Below are 20228 nucleotides of genomic sequence, written 5' to 3'. Positions count from 1 at the left end.
GCTACGATGTCACTGTTCAAACAATTGCTGATCGCTATCTGCGTGTTCCTGGTGGTCGCGTTCAGCGGTAGCTTCTTCGTCAGCCTTGAGAGTTCGCGTACCCAGTACGTCAACCAACTGCGCTCCCACGCGCAGGACGCGGCCACGGCGCTGGCCCTGTCGTTGACGCCGAACATCGATGACCCGGCGATGACCGAACTGATGGTCAGCTCGATCTTTGACAGTGGCTACTACGCAAGCATCCGTGTGGTGGACCTGAGCAACGACCAGGTACTGGTGGAGCGTGCCGCCGAGCCGGATGCCAGCAGCGTTCCGGCTTGGTTCGTGAAGATGATCGGCCTCGCGCCGGCTGGCGGCGATGCCATTGTCAGCCGTGGCTGGCAGCAGGCGGCGCGGGTTGAGGTGGTCAGTCACCCGATGTTTGCCCTGGCCAAACTCTGGCAAAGCGCGCTCGGCAGCCTGGGTTGGCTGTTGATCTGCGGCGCCGCGAGTGCAGTGCTGGGCGCGCTGTTGCTGCGTCGCCAGCTGAAACCGTTGGACTATATGGTCGAGCAGTCCCACGCCATCGCGCGTCGTGAGTTCCTCAGCTTGCCCGACCTGCCCCGCACCCCGGAATTACGCCGCGTGGTGCAGGCCATGAACCAGATGGTGGAGAAACTCAAGGCACTGTTCCACGAGCAGACCGAACGCAGCGAGAAGCTGCGGGTGGAGTCCTACCAGGACAGCCTGACCGGCCTGGCGAACCGTCGTTATTTCGAGATGCAGTTGCAATCGCGGGTCAGCAACATGGAGGAGTCCAGTTCAGGCTACCTGCTGATGTTGCGGGTCAACGACCTGGGCGGCCTCAATCAGCGTCTGGGCGGGCAACGCACCGACCAGTTGCTGCAAGCCGTCAGCCAACAACTGGTGCGTACCTGTGCCAAATACCCGGAAACCAATAACCTGATCACCCGCAGCCGGGGTGGCGAGTTCGCCGTGCTCGCGCCAGGCTTGGTGCGCGACGAAGCAGTGCAGTTGGCCCAGGAACTGGAAACCACCTTGCAAAGCCTGCACGAAACCGGCGCCACCGACATGCCCACCGTGGCCCACATCGGCCTGGCCCCTTACAACCCCGGCGACGCCTCGGCAGACCTGCTGATGCTGGCTGACCAAGCGCTCACCCAGGCCGAAGCCAACAGCCTGCAAAGCTGGGTCTGCCTGTCACATCAAGCCCTCGACACCGTCAGTGACGACCCGCACAGCTGGCACACCTTGCTCGACAATGCGCTGAGCCAGGGTCGCTTCCGCCTGTTCTTCCAGCCGGTGGTGAGCAGCAGCGATACCCGCCAGGTCCTGCATTACAAAGTGCTGTCGCGCTTGCTCGACAATCAGGACCAGACCATCGCCGCCGGGCATTTCCTACCGTGGCTGGAGCGCTTCGGTTGGACCGCGCGGCTCGACCAGGTAATGCTCGATCTGGTGATCAAACACTTGGGCCAGCACAACCAATCGGTCGCGCTGAACCTGTCGGCGGCTACCCTGAACGACCCGCAAGCCCTGGAGCACATGTTCGAGCGCCTGTCACAACACCCGTTGCTGGGCGAGCGCCTGACCCTGGAAATCGGCGAGGAGCAAGTCCCTGAACAGGCACAACTGGAACGCCTGATCCGGCGCATGCGCGGTCTGGGCTACAGCCTTGGCCTGCAACGCTTCGGCGGGCGCTTCAGCATGATCGGTAACCTCGCGCATCTGGGCCTGGCCTACCTCAAGATCGACGGCAGTTACATCCGCGACATTGACCAGGAAAGCCACAAGCGCTTCTTTATCGAGGCCATCCAGCGAGCGGCCCACAGCATTGATCTGCCGCTGATTGCCGAGCGCGTGGAAACCGAGGGTGAGTTGCGGGTGATCCGCGAGATGGGGATTGAAGGGGTGCAAGGCCAACTGGTCGGTGAACCGGCGCCCTGGAAGTGGAGCACAGAATAATCACGCCTCCTTGACGGTTAAGCCGTGAAGGAGGTGCGCGTCAAATCAGGCCAGTTTCATCATCATTGATCAGCTCGCTCAAACCGCCCAGCGCCGCCCGGGCCTGGGTGCGTTCCAGGAACTTGGTCTGCGCCGCCGGCGGCAAGTCGGTGATGCTCATTACGTTCTTGGTGATCAGCACCTGAATCAAGTCGTCCAGTACGCGGATCATCTCAAGGTCACTGCTCTTGAGCTGCTTGAGGCTGGTCTCGATCTCATCGTCGGCAAACCACGCCTGGATCTCGTGATGGTCCGCCGGTAGCGTCTCAGTGGCTTCAGCGAAGGCCTGCGCCTCGACACGCACCAAAGCGTTGTATTGATCGCGTAGCACGTAGAACATCAGCCCTCTCCCAATAAAAAATCCCTGCAGGCGCCGCACACGGCTCCCACAGAGATTACACACATTTCGCCGAAGCGGATGCCATGGGGGCGCCAATCCCTAAAGATTGCCGCCCCCATGGTGATCAGTCGTGGTGCTTGACGGTCAAGTCGCCACCGGCGATCAGGCTATTGATCGCGGCGGAACCCGAGCCCCAACTGGCGCCATCCACTTTGATCGTGACATCAGCCGTGCCGCCACTGGTGCCGGTGAACGACCCGGTGCTGCTCACGCTCAGCGTCGAGTTGCCCGACGCATCCGTGGTCAACCTCAGGTAGCTCGACAAGTTGGTGTCGTTATTGCCTTGCAGCAGGTCGGACAGGTCCAGCTTGTCGCCTTCACCGTGTTTGAAGTCAGTGATGCGATCAAAGCCACCGTTGGTGTTGGTGTCGCCTTTGAGCCACACAAAAGTATCGGCACCCGCGCCACCGGTGAGGATGTCGTTGCCTTTGCCGCCCACCAGGATGTCATTGCCTGCGCCGCCGGAGAGCGTGTCGTTACCGCCCTGGCCGAACAGGATGTCATCGCCGGCGTTGCCGATCAGGGTGTCGCCGCCATCGTTGGTGCCGTAGATGTTCGACGCGTTGGCCAAAGCACCGACGTCCTGCACATGCTCAGTGATGTACTGATGCAAGGTGCGGTCGTCGATCTGATCGACCGTGGTCGCCAGCTTCTCGGCAGCGAATGCCTTGAGTGCCGCGCTGCCTTCCTGGCCTTTGTAGCTGATCAGGTCGCCGAAGATGATGTCGTTGCCCGAACCGCCGGAAACGTTGTCGGCACCGGTATCGGCGGTGTGGCCGGTAATGGTGTCCGCCAGCTTCGCGGTGTCGATCGTGCTGACCGTTTTGTCGGTATCGAAGTACTTCTGCAACATGTCCTTGTCGACGCTGTTGCCCAGGCCGATGGCCTGAACCTCAACCCCGCCCTTGACCGCAGTGATCAACGCCGCGTAAGCGTCTTTGGCCGCTTCCAACGGATAGTCGTAGTAGTAGCTGCTGTTGCCGACAGCCCCCGCCACGTCAAAACCACCGCGGCCGTCGGACACGACATAACCTTCAAAGGTCTTGGTGCCGGACGAGTTGTACGAATAGACCTTGCCTTCGCTGTCAACGATGACCTGGGTCTTGCCGTAGATCGTTGCGGTGACCTCAGTGGACTGGCCCAGGGTGTAGTTTTTGCTATTGACCTTGCTGTCGAAGTAAACCGTATCGCCGTAGCGGCTGGTCGCCCCAAGAGTAGGGTTGTTGTACGTGTAGTTGTAGACGTTCGGCGCACCGTCGGTAATGAAGTACGTCAGGTTCTTCGCACTGGCGTTGCTGGTCGCTTCAGAGCTCTTGAACCAGGCCGTCGCAGTGTTGAAGGCGTCCTGGTAGTTGGTCACGTCAGTCGAGTTGGAGCTCATGTTGTTCAACACAGCCTGCAACGCATCCTTGGCAGCCGCCTGGTCAGCCAGGTTGACCGACACTTGCGATTCGACCTTGGTATCGAAGTCCACCAGCAACACTTTCACCACACCCGAACCGGTCAACTTGGCGTTGGCGATCAGGGTATCGAAGATGGTCGACAACTGGGACTTGATCGAAGTCATCGCGCTCGAGCCGATACTGCCCGAGGTGTCAACGATGAACGCGATGTTGTAGTTGGTGCCCGGGGTGGTGATGCCACCTTTGTCGCCAATCACGATGTTGTGGGTCGAGGTGGAGCCCAGGTCGATGGTATCCACCGCAGCGCCGCCTTCCGTAACAGGGGTGTAGACCTGAGGCTTGACCGTGATGGTGGTCGTTGCCGCCAACGAACTCAGGCTGTTGCCACCCTCATTGTCAGTCACCGCGACATCAATGGTGCGGTCGCCCAGCGTCGGGTACTTGCTGGTGCTGGAGTACTGGAACGACTCAAGCAGCGTCTTGTAGGTCGCCGCATCCGCCACGCCCGACAGGGTCAGCACGATCTTACCGCTGACGTCAGTCCCGACGCTGGTCACGGTGATGCCTTTGTAGGTACCACCCACCGCCACCAGACTGGAGCTCAGCACATCGCCCGAACTGGCGTTTTTCAGGGTGATGGTCGCACTTTGCATCTGCGTGCTGTCGACGTCGCCAATGGCCACGCTGCCGGTAATCGCCACACCCGTGGTGCTGCGTTCGGTGTACGCGGTGTTGTAGCCGGTAGCGACAGCACCGTCAGCCGTGCTCAGGTCCAGGGTTGGGGCGTCGTTGACCGCAGTGATCACGATGCTCACTTTGCCGGTCGTTACCGCCGAAGCGCCAGTGCTCAGCTCCGTGGCCGTGGCTTTCACGGTGAGGTCGAAGCTGGCGGTCGAATCCTTGAGCGGCGTAACGGTCAGGGTTTTCAGGTTCCAGGTGCTGACATCGTAGAGCGTGCCGCTGCCGTTCGACGTGATGCTGTGCCCAGTGGTGCCGTCGGTAATCACGGTGCCGGCTGGCAAGCCGCTGATTTCCACCTTGTGCGACTCCGAGCCGTCGTTGTCGACAAACGTGGTAGTGATCGGGCTGACCTTGATCGCGGTGTCTTCCAGGCCACGGTTGTAGACGTAGCCAGTGTAATAACCTTCGCCGTTGACGATATGGCTATCGCCGAGCACCGCACCGGCGGCTTTCAACGCGTCCACGCTGGTGTAAGTCTGCAGGCCGCTGTTGCCCAGGGACATCGACACGCCGTTGTTGATCGACACATTGACGTCGTAGTTGCCCGCGCCTGCCTGGTTGTAGTGGTAGATATCCAGGGTGTAGTAGCCCGACTCGGTCGGGGTGTAGCTCGACCCGGTAATCGCGCTGCCCTTGCTCCACGTCTCGGTGGCAACCAACTTGCCGCCCACGGTGATTGCCAGGCTGTCGTCGGCCGTACCAGTGAAGGTGTAGCTCTTGCCGGCTTCCAGGTAAATCAAGCCGGAGACTTTGGTCGCGGTACCGTCTGCCACATTGCTGTTGCTGACGCTGCTGGTCACGCCGGTGGTGACGGCGCTGGCAGCGGTCTTGGCGTCGATCACACGGATCAGATCGCTGGAATTGACCACACCGTTACCGTTGGTCCCCAGATCAGTGCGCAGAGTGCCGCCAGTCCAGGTTTGAATGACCAAACCTGTAGGAACAGCGCCGAACGCGCCAACCGTCACAACCGGCACATCCGCCACCGGGTGGATATCCACGGTGATGACCTTGGTGTCGCTGTAGGAATTGCCGTCGGTAGCCTGGAATTTCAGCTGGGTGTAATCGGTCTGCTTGTTGCCCACACCTGTGGCCGCGAAGGTGTTGTCACCCGATTCGTTGGCTGCCGGGGTGTAACGCACGTTGTGGCCGTCGAAGTCCGCCTGGCTGAACGACTTACCGGCAGAGGTATCGGTTTTCAGATCAGTCGCGCTGAGTTTGACCCACGCGCCGTTGGAGTAGTACTCGATGGACCCGGCAGGCAGGCTGGTGAACACCACTTTCGGGTTTGTGGAGTCCTCATCGCTGACGCCGAAGGTCGCCCAGGTCAATTCGATCGGGGTGTCTTCGTCGCCCTGGATGTAGCCGTTGCTGGCGATCGGAGTGTCGTCGACCAACGTCACGGTCGGCTGACCAGTGCTGTGTGAGTTGGCGCCGTCAGCGTCAGTGACGGTCAGGTCAATCTTCGGCAACTGATGACCGGAGTTGACGTAATCCGCGCCCTTCTGCGTCAGCACAACGTTAGTGCCAGACAGGGTGTAGTAACCCTGAGTATTGGTGCCGGTGGTGAAGGTGACTTTCAGGCTGGCAGTAGGCGTTTCTTCGTCGGTAGCAACGAAGCTACCGGCGATGGTGCCGACTTTGGCGCTGTTCTCCACGATGGTGGTAGCAGCCACGGTGATAACCGGGATGTCGTTGACCAAAGTAACGACCGGCTGAGCATCGCTGTGCGAAGTGGCGTTGTCGGCGTCGGTGACGGTCAGGTCAATTTTCGGCAACTGGTTGCCGGCGTTGACGAAGTCCGCGCCCTTCTGCGTCAGCACAACGTTGGTACCAGACAGGGTGTAGTAACCCTGAGTATTGGTGCCGGTGGTGAAATCAACTTTCAGGCTGGCCGTCGGGGTTTCTTCGTCAGTTGCTACGAAGCTACCGGCGATAGTGCCGACTTTGGCGCTGTTCTCAACAATGGTGGTCGCAGCCACGGTGATAACCGGGATGTCGTTGACCAAAGTAACAACCGGCTGAGCATCGCTGTGCGAAGTGGCGTTGTCGGCGTCGGTGACGGTCAGGTCAATTTTCGGCAGTTGATTACCGGCGTTGACGAAGTCCGCGCCCTTCTGCGTCAGCACAACGTTAGTGCCAGACAGGGTGTAGTAACCCTGAGTATTGGTGCCGGTGGTGAAATCAACTTTCAGGCTGGCCGTCGGGGTTTCTTCGTCAGTTGCTACGAAGCTACCGGCGATGGTGCCGACTTTGGCGCTGTTCTCAACAATGGTGGTCGCAGCCACGGTGATAACCGGGATGTCGTTGACCAAAGTAACGACCGGCTGAGCATCGCTGTGCGAAGTGGCGTTGTCAGCATCGGTGACGGTCAGGTCAATTTTCGGCAACTGGTTGCCGGCGTTGACGAAGTCCGCGCCCTTCTGCGTCAGCACAACGTTGGTACCAGACAGGGTGTAGTAACCCTGAGTATTGGTGCCGGTGGTGAAATCAACTTTCAGGCTGGCCGTCGGGGTTTCTTCGTCAGTTGCTACGAAGCTACCGGCGATAGTGCCGACTTTGGCGCTGTTCTCCACGATAGTGGTCGCAGCCACGGTGATAACCGGGATGTCGTTGACCAAAGTAACGACCGGCTGAGCATCGCTGTGCGAAGTGGCGTTGTCAGCATCGGTGACGGTCAGGTCAATTTTCGGCAACTGGTTGCCGGCGTTGACGAAGTCCGCGCCCTTCTGCGTCAGCACAACGTTGGTACCAGACAGGGTGTAGTAACCCTGAGTATTGGTGCCGGTGGTGAAATCAACTTTCAGGCTGGCCGTCGGGGTTTCTTCGTCAGTTGCTACGAAGCTACCGGCGATAGTGCCGACTTTGGCGCTGTTCTCCACGATAGTGGTCGCAGCCACGGTGATAACCGGGATGTCGTTGACCAAAGTAACGACCGGCTGAGCATCGCTGTGCGAAGTGGCGTTGTCGGCGTCGGTGACGGTCAGGTCAATTTTCGGCAACTGGTTGCCGGCGTTGACGAAGTCCGCGCCCTTCTGCGTCAGCACAACATTAGTGCCAGAGAGGGTGTAGTAACCCTGAGTATTGGTGCCGGTGGTGAAATCAACTTTCAGGCTGGCCGTCGGGGTTTCTTCGTCAGTTGCTACGAAGCTACCGGCGATGGTGCCGACTTTGGCGCTGTTCTCAACAATGGTGGTCGCAGCCACGGTGATAACCGGGATGTCGTTGACCAAAGTAACAACCGGCTGAGCATCGCTGTGCGAAGTGGCGTTGTCAGCATCGGTGACGGTCAGGTCAATTTTCGGCAGTTGATTACCGGCGTTGACGAAGTCCGCGCCCTTCTGCGTCAGCACAACGTTAGTGCCAGACAGGGTGTAGTAACCCTGAGTATTGGTGCCGGTGGTGAAATCAACTTTCAGGCTGGCCGTCGGGGTTTCTTCGTCAGTTGCTACGAAGCTACCGGCGATGGTGCCGACTTTGGCGCTGTTCTCAACAATGGTGGTCGCAGCCACGGTGATAACCGGGATGTCGTTGACCAAAGTAACGACCGGCTGAGCATCGCTGTGCGAAGTGGCGTTGTCAGCATCGGTGACGGTCAGGTCAATTTTCGGCAACTGGTTGCCGGCGTTGACGAAGTCCGCGCCCTTCTGCGTCAGCACAACGTTGGTACCAGACAGGGTGTAGTAACCCTGAGTATTGGTGCCGGTGGTGAAATCAACTTTCAGGCTGGCCGTCGGGGTTTCTTCGTCAGTTGCTACGAAGCTACCGGCGATAGTGCCGACTTTGGCGCTGTTCTCAACAATGGTGGTCGCAGCCACGGTGATAACCGGGATGTCGTTGACCAAAGTAACAACCGGCTGAGCATCGCTGTGCGAAGTGGCGTTGTCGGCGTCGGTGACGGTCAGGTCAATTTTCGGCAGTTGATTACCGGCGTTGACGAAGTCCGCGCCCTTCTGCGTCAGCACAACGTTAGTGCCAGACAGGGTGTAGTAACCCTGAGTATTGGTGCCGGTGGTGAAATCAACTTTCAGGCTGGCCGTCGGGGTTTCTTCGTCAGTTGCTACGAAGCTACCGGCGATGGTGCCGACTTTGGCGCTGTTCTCAACAATGGTGGTCGCAGCCACGGTGATAACCGGGATGTCGTTGACCAAAGTAACGACCGGCTGAGCATCGCTGTGCGAAGTGGCGTTGTCAGCATCGGTGACGGTCAGGTCAATTTTCGGCAACTGGTTGCCGGCGTTGACGAAGTCCGCGCCCTTCTGCGTCAGCACAACGTTGGTACCAGACAGGGTGTAGTAACCCTGAGTATTGGTGCCGGTGGTGAAATCAACTTTCAGGCTGGCCGTCGGGGTTTCTTCGTCAGTTGCGACGAAGCTACCGGCGATAGTGCCGACTTTGGCGCTGTTCTCAACAATGGTGGTCGCAGCCACGGTGATAACCGGGATGTCGTTGACCAAAGTAACGACCGGCTGAGCATCGCTGTGCGAAGTGGCGTTGTCGGCGTCGGTGACGGTCAGGTCAATTTTCGGCAACTGGTTGCCGGCGTTGACGAAGTCCGCACCCTTCTGCGTCAGCACCACGTTGGTACCGGACAGGGTGTAGTAACCCTGAGTATTGGTGCCGGTGGTGAAATCAACTTTCAGGCTGGCCGTCGGGGTTTCTTCGTCGGTAGCAACGAAGCTACCGGCGACGGTGCCGACTTTGGCGCTGTTCTCAACAATGGTGGTAGCAGCCACGGTGATAACCGGGATGTCGTTGACCAGGGTGACATCTGGAGTAGCGGCGGCAGTTGCGCTGCCTTTGTCAGCATCAGTCACGGTCAGATCGAACGCTGGGAGTTTGTTCCCAGCATTGACGAAGTCAGCACCGGCCTGAGTCAGGACAACGTTGTTGCCAACGATGGCGTAGTAACCGTCTTTATTGCTGTCACCGGTGAAGGTGACCACCAGGTTTGCAACTGGGGTTTCTTCGTCACCCACGGTGAACGAACCCGCCACGGTGTCTTTGCTGACAGCGTCTTCGACCAACGGATTGGCGGTTACTTCGATGGTCGGCAGGTCGTTGACCAGCGTCACGTCCGGAGTAGCGGCGGCAGTTGCGCTGCCTTTGTCAGCATCAGTCACGGTCAGATCGAACGCAGGCAATTTGTTGCCCGCGTTAACGAAGTCAGCACCGGCCTGAGTCAGGACAACGTTGTTGCCAACGATGGCGTAGTAACCGTCTTTATTGCTGTCGCCGGTGAAGGTGACCACCAGGTTTGCAACCGGGGTTTCTTCGTCACCCACGGTGAACGAGCCCGCAACAGTATCTTTGCTGACAGCGTCTTCAACCAACGGATTGGCGGTTACTTCGATGGTCGGCAGGTCGTTGACCAGCGTCACGTCCGGAGTAGCGGCGGCAGTTGCGCTGCCTTTGTCAGCATCAGTCACGGTCAGATCGAACGCTGGCAATTTGTTGCCCGCGTTAACGAAGTCAGCACCGGCCTGAGTCAGGACAACGTTGTTGCCAACGATGGCGTAGTAACCGTCTTTATTGCTGTCGCCAGTGAAGGTGACTTTCAAATCGGCAACTGGGGTTTCTTCGTCACCCACGGTGAACGAGCCCGCCACAGTGTCTTTGCTGACAGCGTCTTCAACCAACGGATTGGCGGTTACTTCGATGGTCGGCAGGTCGTTGACCAGCGTCACGTCCGGAGTAGCGGCGGCGGTTGCGCTGCCCTTATCGGCATCAGTCACAGTCAGGTCGAACGCTGGCAATTTGTTGCCCGCGTTAACGAAGTCAGCACCGGCCTGAGTCAAGACAACGTTGTTGCCAACGATGGCGTAGTAACCGTCTTTATTGCTGTCGCCGGTGAAGGTGACCACCAGGTTTGCAACTGGGGTCTCCTCGTCACCAACGGTGAACGAGCCCGCCACAGTGTCTTTGCTGACAGCATCTTCAACCAACGGATTGGCGGTTACTTCGATGGTCGGCAGGTCGTTGACCAGCGTCACGTCCGGAGTAGCGGCGGCAGTTGCGCTGCCCTTATCGGCATCAGTCACGGTCAGGTCAAACGCTGGCAATTTGTTGCCCGCGTTAACGAAGTCAGCACCGGCCTGAGTCAAGACAACGTTGTTGCCAACGATGGCGTAGTAACCGTCTTTATTGCTGTCACCGGTGAAGGTGACTTTCAAATCGGCAACTGGGGTTTCTTCGTCACCCACGGTGAACGAGCCCGCCACAGTGTCTTTGCTGACAGCGTCTTCAACCAATGGATTGGCGGTTACTTCGATGGTCGGCAGGTCGTTGACCAGCGTCACGTCCGGAGTAGCGGCGGCGGTTGCGCTGCCCTTGTCGGCATCAGTCACAGTCAGGTCGAACGCTGGCAATTTGTTGCCCGCGTTAACGAAGTCAGCACCGGCCTGAGTCAAGACAACGTTGTTGCCAACGATGGCGTAGTAACCGTCTTTATTGCTGTCGCCGGTGAAGGTGACCACCAGGTTTGCAACTGGGGTCTCCTCGTCACCAACGGTGAACGAGCCCGCCACAGTGTCTTTGCTGACAGCGTCTTCAACCAACGGATTGGCGGTTACTTCGATGGTCGGCAGGTCGTTGACCAACGTCACATCCGGCGTTGCAGCATCGTGCGAGCTGCCCTTATCGGCATCCGTCACGGTCAAGTCAATCGCAGGCAGTTTGTTACCCGCGTTGACGAAGTTCGCGCCCGCCAGGGTCAACACCACGGCGTTGCCAAGGAGGGTGTAGTAGCCATCTTTGTTGCTGTCGCCGGTGAAGGTCACTTTCAGATCGGCAATCGGGGTCTCAACGTCGCTGACGGTAAAGGTACCGGCAACGGTGCCTTCGGCCACGGAGCCTTCCACCAGAGGGTTCGCTACGACATCAATCACCGGCAGGTCGTTGACCGCAATCACGTTGATCGGCAGCGTAATCGACTCGGACTTAGGCGCCGCATCACCATCCTGCGCAGTGGCGGTGACGGTGAGGTTCACCAGGCCATTGGCGTTTGGTACCGGGTTGTAGACCAGCGTGCCCTTGTTCCAGGTGCTGATATCAATGCTTTGCACGTCAGCCGTGGCCGTGAAGCTGTGGCCCGGCGTGCCGTCGGAAATGGTCGCGCCTTCTGGAATACCGCTGATTTCCAGCTTCAGCGTCTCGGAGCCGTCTTTGTCGGTCGCATAAGCGTCAATCGCAGACAACTTGATCGCGTGGTCTTCCAGGCCAGTGTTCAGCACCTGGGTAACGCTGATGTTGTCCAGCACGCCGCCAAGCGAGTTGTTGGTATCGCCGGCCGGGGCCTTGAATTCGAGTTTGGCATCGCCGTCAGCGGTGACCGGCACGGTGAAGGTGTAGGTCTTCATGCCAACGACAGTGGTGTCCAGGGTGCCGACTTTGACGCCGCCCCAGAACACGTCGATCACCGAGCTGTTCTCAGCGCCCGCACGCGGCGAGTAGTCGACCGAGATGGTGTACGCGGTGCCGCCTTCCGCTTTGATGATGGTGTACAGGCTGGCGTCGTCGCCGGCGTTTTTCTCCAGCTCGATGACCTGGCTATTGCCTGGGGTCTCTACGCCGTAAATGCTGCTTTGGCCGATTTCCACCTTGCCGTCGGCGTTGCCGGTCTGCCATTGGGTATTCGGATTGGTGCCGGCTGCGTTATTGGCATCGCCAACCGCGACGACGCTCCAGGAGCCGCCGATGGGGGCGCTGTCGAAGTTGATCGCGCTGACAACGCCGCCACCGAGCAGGCCCAGGTGCGGGGTATCGGTAACCGGGGCGATTGTCACTGGGGCAGTGGTTTCGACGCTGGCTTTACCAGCATTGTCGACCGCGGTGAAGGTGAGCGCGGTATTGCCGCTCCAGTCCGCGGTTGGGGAGAAGTAAACCGACGCCTTGCCGTCAGCGCCCGCTGGCACCGAATCACCGACCTTGAGTTCGGTGGTCAGGCTGGCGTCGCTATACAGCTTGCCGTTTTCCGGCAAGGTGGTGATGACGAACTGGGCAACGGAACCGTCCACATCGGCGCCACTCAGTACGATGGTGGCCGCGTGGTCTTCGTCCGCGCCCGCCGAGGTGGCGGTTGCTGTCGGTGCATCGTTGAATAGCTCGACGGTGACCTTGCCGGTGGCGCTGCTGGTTTCCGGTGGCTCACGATCAAGGTTGCCGCCACCGATATCGGTGACGTCGATGGTTACTGTGCGATCAGTGCCAACCGGATTGTTGCCCGGGGCCTGGAAAGTAATCGCTTCAACCAGCTTAGTGAAGTCGGCCGCGCTGTTGCCGGCTGGCGAGTTGCTGGTCAGGGTGTAGACGATCTTGCCATCGGCGGCGCTGCCGCTTTCGGTGATGGTGATACCCGCAACAGCGAGGGCCTTGAGCACGTCGGCGTTGCTGAGCAGATCGCCGGACACCAGGTGATCAACGGTGACCACTACCTTGCTGAAGGTTTTGTTGTCGACGTCGGTGATGCTCAGGTTTTCGACCAGCGCCACCGCACCTTTCTGCTCGACAAACTTAGTGCTGTCAAAACTGATAACCGGCGCATCGTTAACCGGTACCACGTAGATCACGGAAGTCACAGGCGCGGAGTCCGCCTGGCCGTCGTTCACGGTGATGGTCAGGTTACGGTTGGCCGGGCTTGGGTCTTCGCTTTCGCTGGCGAAGTGCACCGAGCGCAGGACTTCCTGGTACTCAGCCTTGGTCGCTTCACCGGACAGGGTCAGTACGCCGGTGTCCTTGTCATAGCTGACGGTGATTTTGGTGTTGCTGACATCAGCGATCAGCACGTCATCGGCCAAGTGGTTGACCAGCGTGACCTTGGCGCTTTGCAAGGTGCTGTTGTCGACGTCGGTGATGGTCAGGTTCGCCGCGACGTAGCCGCCGGGTTTGCCCTCGATGTAGGTGTCGCCGAACGCGTTGGTCGAACCATTGCCCAGTACAGGCGCGTCGTTGACCGCAGTGACCACGACGCTGATCTTGCCGGTCGAGACTTCTTCAACACCGGTGCTCAACTCTTTGGCGGTGGCCTTCACGGTCAAGTCGAAACTGGCCGTCGAGTCCTTGAACGGCGTAACCGTCAGGGTGCTCAGGTTCCAAGTGCTCACGTCGTACAGCGTGTTTGCGCCGGTTGAGATGATGCTATGGCCGGTAGTGCCGTCGGTGAGCACGGAGCCTTCCGGCAAGCCGCTGATTTCCACCTTGTGGGATTCCGAGCCGTCGGTGTCGACAAAAGTGGCGGTGATCGGCGCGATCTTAATCGCGGTGTCTTCCAGACCGTGGTTGTAGACGTTGCCGGTGTAATAGCCTTCGCCATTCACAACGTGGCTGTCGCCCAGGACCATGCCTGCGGCTTCCAACGCGGCCGCACTGGTGTAGGTCTGCAGGCCACTGTTGCCCAGGGACACCGACGAACCGTTGTTGATCGACACATTGACGTCGTAGTTGCCCGGGCCGTTCTGGTTGTAGTGGTAGATGTCGAGGGTGTAGTAACCCGACTCGGTCGGCGTGTAGGACGACCCGTTGATACCACTGCCCTGGCTCCAGGTTTCGGAAGCGACCAGCTTGCCGCCCACGGTGATAGCCAGACTGTCGTCGGCCGAACCGGTGAAGGTGTAGCTCTTGCCAGCTTCCAGGTAAACCAGACCGGACACTTTGGTCGCGGTGCCTTCGGCCACATTGCCGTTGCTTACATTGCTGGTCACGCCCGTGGAGGCGGCGCTGTCAGCGGTTTGGGCGTTGATCACTTTGATCAGGGTGCTGGACTGGGTGACGCCTTGGCCGTTAGTGCCCAACTCGCCCGGCAGGTTGCTGCCGGTCCAGGTTTGAATGGTCAGACCGGTTGGCACTTGGCCGACGGTCAGCACCGGCACATCCGTCACCGGGTGAATATCCACGGTGATGGTTTTGGTATCGCTGTAGGAGTTGCCGTCGGTGGCCTGGAACTTCAGCTCGGTGTAATCACCTTGCTTGTTGCCCACGCCGGTGTTGCCGAAGCTGTTGTCGCCCGACTCGTTGTCTGCCGGGGTGTAACGCACGTTGTGGGCATCGAAGTCAGCCTGAGTGAAGGCCTTGCCCGCCGAGGTGTCGGTTTTCAGATCGGCCGTGGTGAGCTTGACCCACTCACCGTCGACTTTGTATTCGATGGAGCCGGCCGGCAGGCTGGTGAACACCACTGCCGGGCTCGTGGAATCTTCGTCCTGCACACCGAAAGTCGCCCAAGTGAGCTCGATCGAGGTGTCTTCGTTGCCCTCGATGCGGCCGTCGACGGCGGTTGGGGTGTCATCGACCAGCGTGACAGCCGGCTGGCCAGTGTTGTGGGAATTGAGGCCTTCAGGGTCGGTGACGGTCAGGTCGATTTTTGGCAACTGATTACCGGCATTGACGAAATCGGCGCCTTTTTGGGTCAGCACGACATTGTTGCCGGAGAGGCTGTAGTAGCCGTCAGCGTTGGTGCCGGTGGTGAAGCTGATGGTCAGGCTTTCACGCGGAGATTCTTCGTCACGCGCGTTGAACGTACCGGCGACGGTGCCAACTTCGGCGGTGTTTTCGACGATGGTAGTCGGCGTGATGTCGATCAGCGGTACATCGTTGACCAGAGTCACGGTCGGTTGACCAGTGCCGGTGGAATTCAGGCCTTCAACGTCGGTGACGGTCAGGTCGATCTTCGGCAGCTGGTTGCCGGCGTTAACGAAGTCAGCACCTTTTTCGGTCAGGACCACGTTGTTGCCGGAGATAGCGTAGTAACCGTCAGCGTTGGTGCCAGCGGTGAAGCTGATGTTCAGGTTCTCGCGTGGGGTTTCTTCGTCTTTGGCTACGAAGGTACCGGCGACGGTGCCTGCTTCGGCGGTGTTCTCGACGATGGTAGTCGGCGTGACAGCAATTACCGGAACGTCGTTAACCAGGGTCACGGTCGGTTGACCGGTGCCAGTGGAGTTCAGGCCTTCAACGTCGGTGACGGTGAGGTCGATCTTCGGCAGCTGGTTGCCCGCGTTAACGAAGTCAGCACCTTTTTCAGTCAGCACGACGTTGTTGCCGGAGATGGCGTAGTAGCCGTCAGCGTTGGTGCCTGCGGTGAAGCTGATGTTCAGGTTTTCGCGTGGTGTTTCTTCGTCTTTGGCGACGAAGGTACCAGCAACGGTGCCTGCTTCAGCGGTGTTCTCGATGATGGTGGTCGGCGTGACAGCAATTACTGGGACGTCGTTAACCAGGGTCACGGTCGGTTGACCAGTGCCGGTGGAATTCAGGCCTTCAACGTCAGTAACGGTCAGGTCGATCTTCGGCAGCTGGTTGCCAGCGTTAACGAAATCGGCGCCTTTTTCAGTCAGCACAACGTTGTTGCCGGAGATGGCGTAGTAGCCGTCAGCGTTGGTGCCTGCGGTGAAGCTGATGTTCAGGTTTTCGCGTGGGGTTTCTTCGTCTTTCGCAACGAAGGTACCGGCGACGGTGCCTGCTTCGGCAGTGTTTTCAACGATGGTGGTCGGCGTGACAGCAATTACTGGTACGTCGTTGACCAGGGTCACGGTCGGTTGACCGGTGCCAGTGGAATTCAGGCCTTCAACATCGGTAACAGTCAGGTCGATCTTCGGCAGCTGGTTACCCGCGTTAACGAAATCGGCGCCTTTTTCGGTCAGGACCACGTTGTTGCCGGAGATAGCGTAGTAACCATCTGCGTTGGTGCCAGCAGTGAAGCTGATGGTCAAACCATCGCGTGGTGTTTCTTCGTCTTTCGCGACGAAGGTACCGGCGACGGTGCCTGCTTCGGCGGTGTTCTCGACGATGGTGGTCGGCGTGACAGCAATTACTGGGACGTCGTTAACCAAGGTCACGGTCGGTTGACCGGTGCCAGTGGAATTCAGGCCTTCAACATCGGTAACAGTCAGGTCGATCTTCGGCAGCTGGTTGCCAGCGTTAACGAAGTCAGCGCCTTTTTCGGTCAGCACAACGTTGTTGCCGGAGATGGCGTAGTAGCCGTCTGCGTTGGTGCCTGCGGTGAAGCTGATGTTCAGGTTTTCGCGCGGGGTTTCTTCGTCTTTCGCGACGAAGGTACCGGCGATAGTGCCTGCTTCAGCGGTGTTCTCGACGATGGTAGTCGGCGTGACAGCAATCACCGGAACGTCGTTAACCAGGGTCACGGTCGGTTGACCAGTGCCGGTGGAGTTCAGGCCTTCAACGTCAGTAACGGTCAGGTCGATCTTCGGCAACTGGTTGCCAGCGTTAACGAAGTCAGCGCCTTTTTCGGTCAGCACGACGTTGTTGCCGGAGATGGCGTAGTAACCGTCAGCGTTGGTGCCAGCGGTGAAGCTGATGTTCAGGTTTTCGCGTGGGGTTTCTTCGTCTTTCGCGACGAAGGTACCGGCGACGGTGCCTGCTTCAGCAGTGTTCTCGATGATGGTGGTCGGCGTGACAGCAATCACCGGAACATCGTTAACCAGGGTCACGGTCGGTTGACCGGTACCGGTGGAATTCAGGCCTTCAACATCGGTGACGGTGAGGTCGATCTTCGGCAGCTGGTTACCCGCGTTAACGAAGTCGGCGCCTTTTTCGGTCAGGACCACGTTGTTGCCGGAGATGGCGTAGTAGCCGTCAGCGTTGGTGCCAGCGGTGAAGCTGATGGTCAAACCATCGCGCGGGGTTTCTTCGTCTTTCGCGACGAAAGTACCGGCGACGGTGCCTGCTTCAGCGGTGTTCTCGACGATGGTAGTCGGCGTGACAGCAATTACCGGAACATCGTTAACCAGCGTTACGGTCGGTTGACCGGTACCGGTGGAATTCAGGCCTTCAACGTCAGTAACGGTCAGGTCGATCTTCGGTAACTGGTTGCCAGCGTTAACGAAGTCAGCACCTTTTTCGGTCAGCACGACGTTGTTGCCGGAGATAGCGTAGTAACCATCTGCGTTGGTGCCAGCAGTGAAGCTGATGGTCAAACCATCGCGTGGTGTTTCTTCATCTTTCGCGACGAAAGTACCGGCGACGGTGCCTGCTTCAGCGGTGTTTTCAACGATGGTAGTCGGCGTGACAGCAATCACCGGAACGTCGTTAACCAGGGTCACGGTCGGTTGACCAGTGCCGGTGGAGTTCAGGCCTTCAACGTCAGTAACGGTCAGGTCGATCTTCGGCAACTGGTTGCCAGCGTTAACGAAGTCAGCGCCTTTTTCGGTCAGCACGACGTTGTTGCCGGAGATGGCGTAGTAACCGTCAGCGTTGGTGCCAGCGGTGAAGCTGATGTTCAGGTTTTCGCGTGGGGTTTCTTCGTCTTTGGCGACGAAGGTACCGGCGACGGTGCCTGCTTCAGCAGTGTTCTCGATGATGGTGGTCGGCGTGACAGCAATCACCGGAACATCGTTAACCAGGGTCACGGTCGGTTGACCGGTACCGGTGGAATTCAGGCCTTCAACATCGGTGACGGTGAGGTCGATCTTCGGCAGCTGGTTACCCGCGTTAACGAAGTCGGCGCCTTTTTCGGTCAGGACCACGTTGTTGCCGGAGATGGCGTAGTAGCCGTCAGCGTTGGTGCCAGCGGTGAAGCTGATGGTCAAACCATCGCGCGGGGTTTCTTCGTCTTTCGCGACGAAAGTACCGGCGACGGTGCCTGCTTCAGCGGTGTTCTCGACGATGGTAGTCGGCGTGACAGCAATTACCGGGACGTCGTTGACCAGGGTCACGGTCGGCTGGCCGGTGCCGGTGGAGTTAAGGCCTTCAACGTCAGTAACGGTCAGGTCGATCTTCGGCAGCTGGTTACCAGCGTTAACGAAGTCAGCGCCTTTTTCAGTCAGCACAACGTTGTTGCCGGAGATGGCGTAGTAACCGTCAGCGTTGGTGCCAGCGGTGAAGCTGATGGTCAAACCATCGCGTGGGGTTTCTTCGTCTTTCGCGACGAAGGTACCGGCGACGGTGCCTGCCGCCGCCGTTTCTTCAACAATGGTGTTAGCCGTGATTTCAATCACGGGCACATCGTTGACCAAGGTAACGGTCGGCTGGCCAGCAGCGTTGGAGTTGAGGCCTTCGGGATCGGTAACCGTCAGGTCGATCTTCGGCAGTTGGTTGCCGGCGTTGACGTAGTCCGCGCCCTTCTGCGTCAGCACAACGGTGTTGTCGACGATGGCGTAGTAGCCATCCTTGTTGTTGTCACCCGTAAACGTGACGGTCAGTTGGCCAGCCGGCGTTTCTGCATCGCTGATAACAAACGTACCCGCCACACTGCCCGCGACTGCGGTGTTTTCGACCAAGGTCGTGCCCGTCACGTCGATCAGCGGCGCATCGTTGACTGGTGTGATTGTGATCGTCAGCGTGCTGCTGGAACCGGTGTTGGTGGTGTATTCGATCTGCGGCACTTCGCCGCTGTAATCCTTGACCGGGGTAAACACGTATGCGCCATCAGCACCGATGGTGATGGAACCAATGCCTTGGATGTCAGCAGTCTGGCCAGCGTTGTAGGTCGTGTTGCCCACTTTGAAGGTAGCGACAGCCAACTGGTTATCGATGTCGCTGTCGTTGCTCAGCACATTGCCGGTCGCGACGCTATCTTCGACGATAGTGTTGGTATCGGCGACCAACACGCTTGGATCATCCACAGCGACCACAGTGGACGTGGCCGGCGCAGGATTGATTGCAAGGTTTTCGTAGTTACCGCCAGTCGCTTCGGTGATCGTGACGCTGACGGCCAGGTTCTTGCCATCAGCCAGGTTGGCAGGCGTATCGGCAGTGACCGTGCCGGTGGTTTTACCGGCCTCAATGGTGATGGTCAGGTCGTTGGACAGTTTGATCACAACGTCGGTCTGCGCCGCGTTGGTCACCGTCGCGGTGTAGACAATCTGGCCGCCTTCATTCACCGACGGGGTCGCGGTCAGGGTGACGGTGGTGGTGTCGATGGTGTCAGCGATCTGCGTGACTGCTGGCGCCGGGTCGGTGGTGATGATGAGGTTGCCGCCACCGGAGGTGCCGGCGATGGTGGCGGAGATCGACGAGGCGTCCAGGTAAGGCGTGTCATTACCGGCGAAAGTGACGTTCAACACGCCCGAGGTCTGGCCCGCGGCGATCACAACGGAGAGGCCGTTGGACAAGGTGACGGTCAGGTCGCTGGTCGGTGCCTGGGTGATGAATACGGTGTAAACGACTACGCCACCGGCTTCGGTGATGCTCGGCGTGGCGGTCAGGGTAATGGTTACGTTGCGCGGATCTACGCCGTTGTTGTCGGCACCGGTTTGGGTCGTGCCTACGGCGTCACCGGCATTCAAGCCGGTCGTTGGGTAACCAATGGTGGGGTCAACCACGCCTGCTGTGGCTTCCAGCACAACAAAACTGTGACCGCCACCCGCGGCGCCGTCTGCGCCTGCGGAGGTCGGGCCGGCAGCGGTGGCTTCGAGGTCTTGGGTAGGGTCAGCGCCGGCAGCGATGGCTTGCTGCAGTTCTGCAACGGACGGTGCAGCTTGAGCAGTCGCAGCACTGAGGTCGGTGACCGAGTCAGGAGCGTTCGCGCTCCACTGAGTGTCGCGACCCAGGTCGATGACGCGGCCGTCGGCCAGTTCCAGCGACACGGCACCCGAAGCACCGGTATCGACCTGCTCCCCTGCAAACAGGCGATCCCCTTCTACAAGCAGGCGGCGAATCCCTTCCGGGGAAACTGCGAACACTTGACCGACAATGCTTTTGACGACCGCAACGCTGCTCATAAAAGACTCTCCGTG

The 20228-nt window shown here is 59.1% G+C and carries 3 protein-coding genes; 1 reads left to right on the top strand and 2 read right to left on the bottom strand.

Translation table 11 applies throughout. The annotated features are described in order from the left end of the window. Positions 1–6: 6 nt before the first annotated feature. Complete coding sequence (gene lapD / locus LRO94_RS02270; RefSeq protein ID WP_179179653.1) at positions 7–1965, top strand: cyclic di-GMP receptor LapD; 1959 nt, start codon at positions 7–9, stop codon at positions 1963–1965. 40 nt (positions 1966–2005) lie between these two features. Here lapD and LRO94_RS02265 read toward each other — a convergent pair whose 3' ends face one another. Together LRO94_RS02265 and LRO94_RS02260 are read right to left on the bottom strand one after the other, a co-directional pair. Beyond that, positions 2006–2344: a hypothetical protein gene (locus tag LRO94_RS02265; protein ID WP_032890080.1), complete on the bottom strand. Its 339-nt coding sequence runs from the start codon at positions 2342–2344 to the stop codon at positions 2006–2008. A gap of 124 nt (positions 2345–2468) precedes the next feature. After that, positions 2469–20213, bottom strand: coding sequence for a retention module-containing protein (locus LRO94_RS02260; RefSeq protein WP_179179654.1), 17745 nt, complete (start codon positions 20211–20213; stop codon positions 2469–2471). Positions 20214–20228 lie beyond the last annotated feature (15 nt).

Origin of the sequence: Pseudomonas sivasensis, from assembly GCF_021391435.1 — a bacterium.
Taxonomy (GTDB): Bacteria; Pseudomonadota; Gammaproteobacteria; order Pseudomonadales; family Pseudomonadaceae; genus Aquipseudomonas; species Aquipseudomonas sivasensis.
Note: the sequence above shows the minus strand (reverse complement) of the source record. Positions and strands in the feature narration are given on the sequence as shown.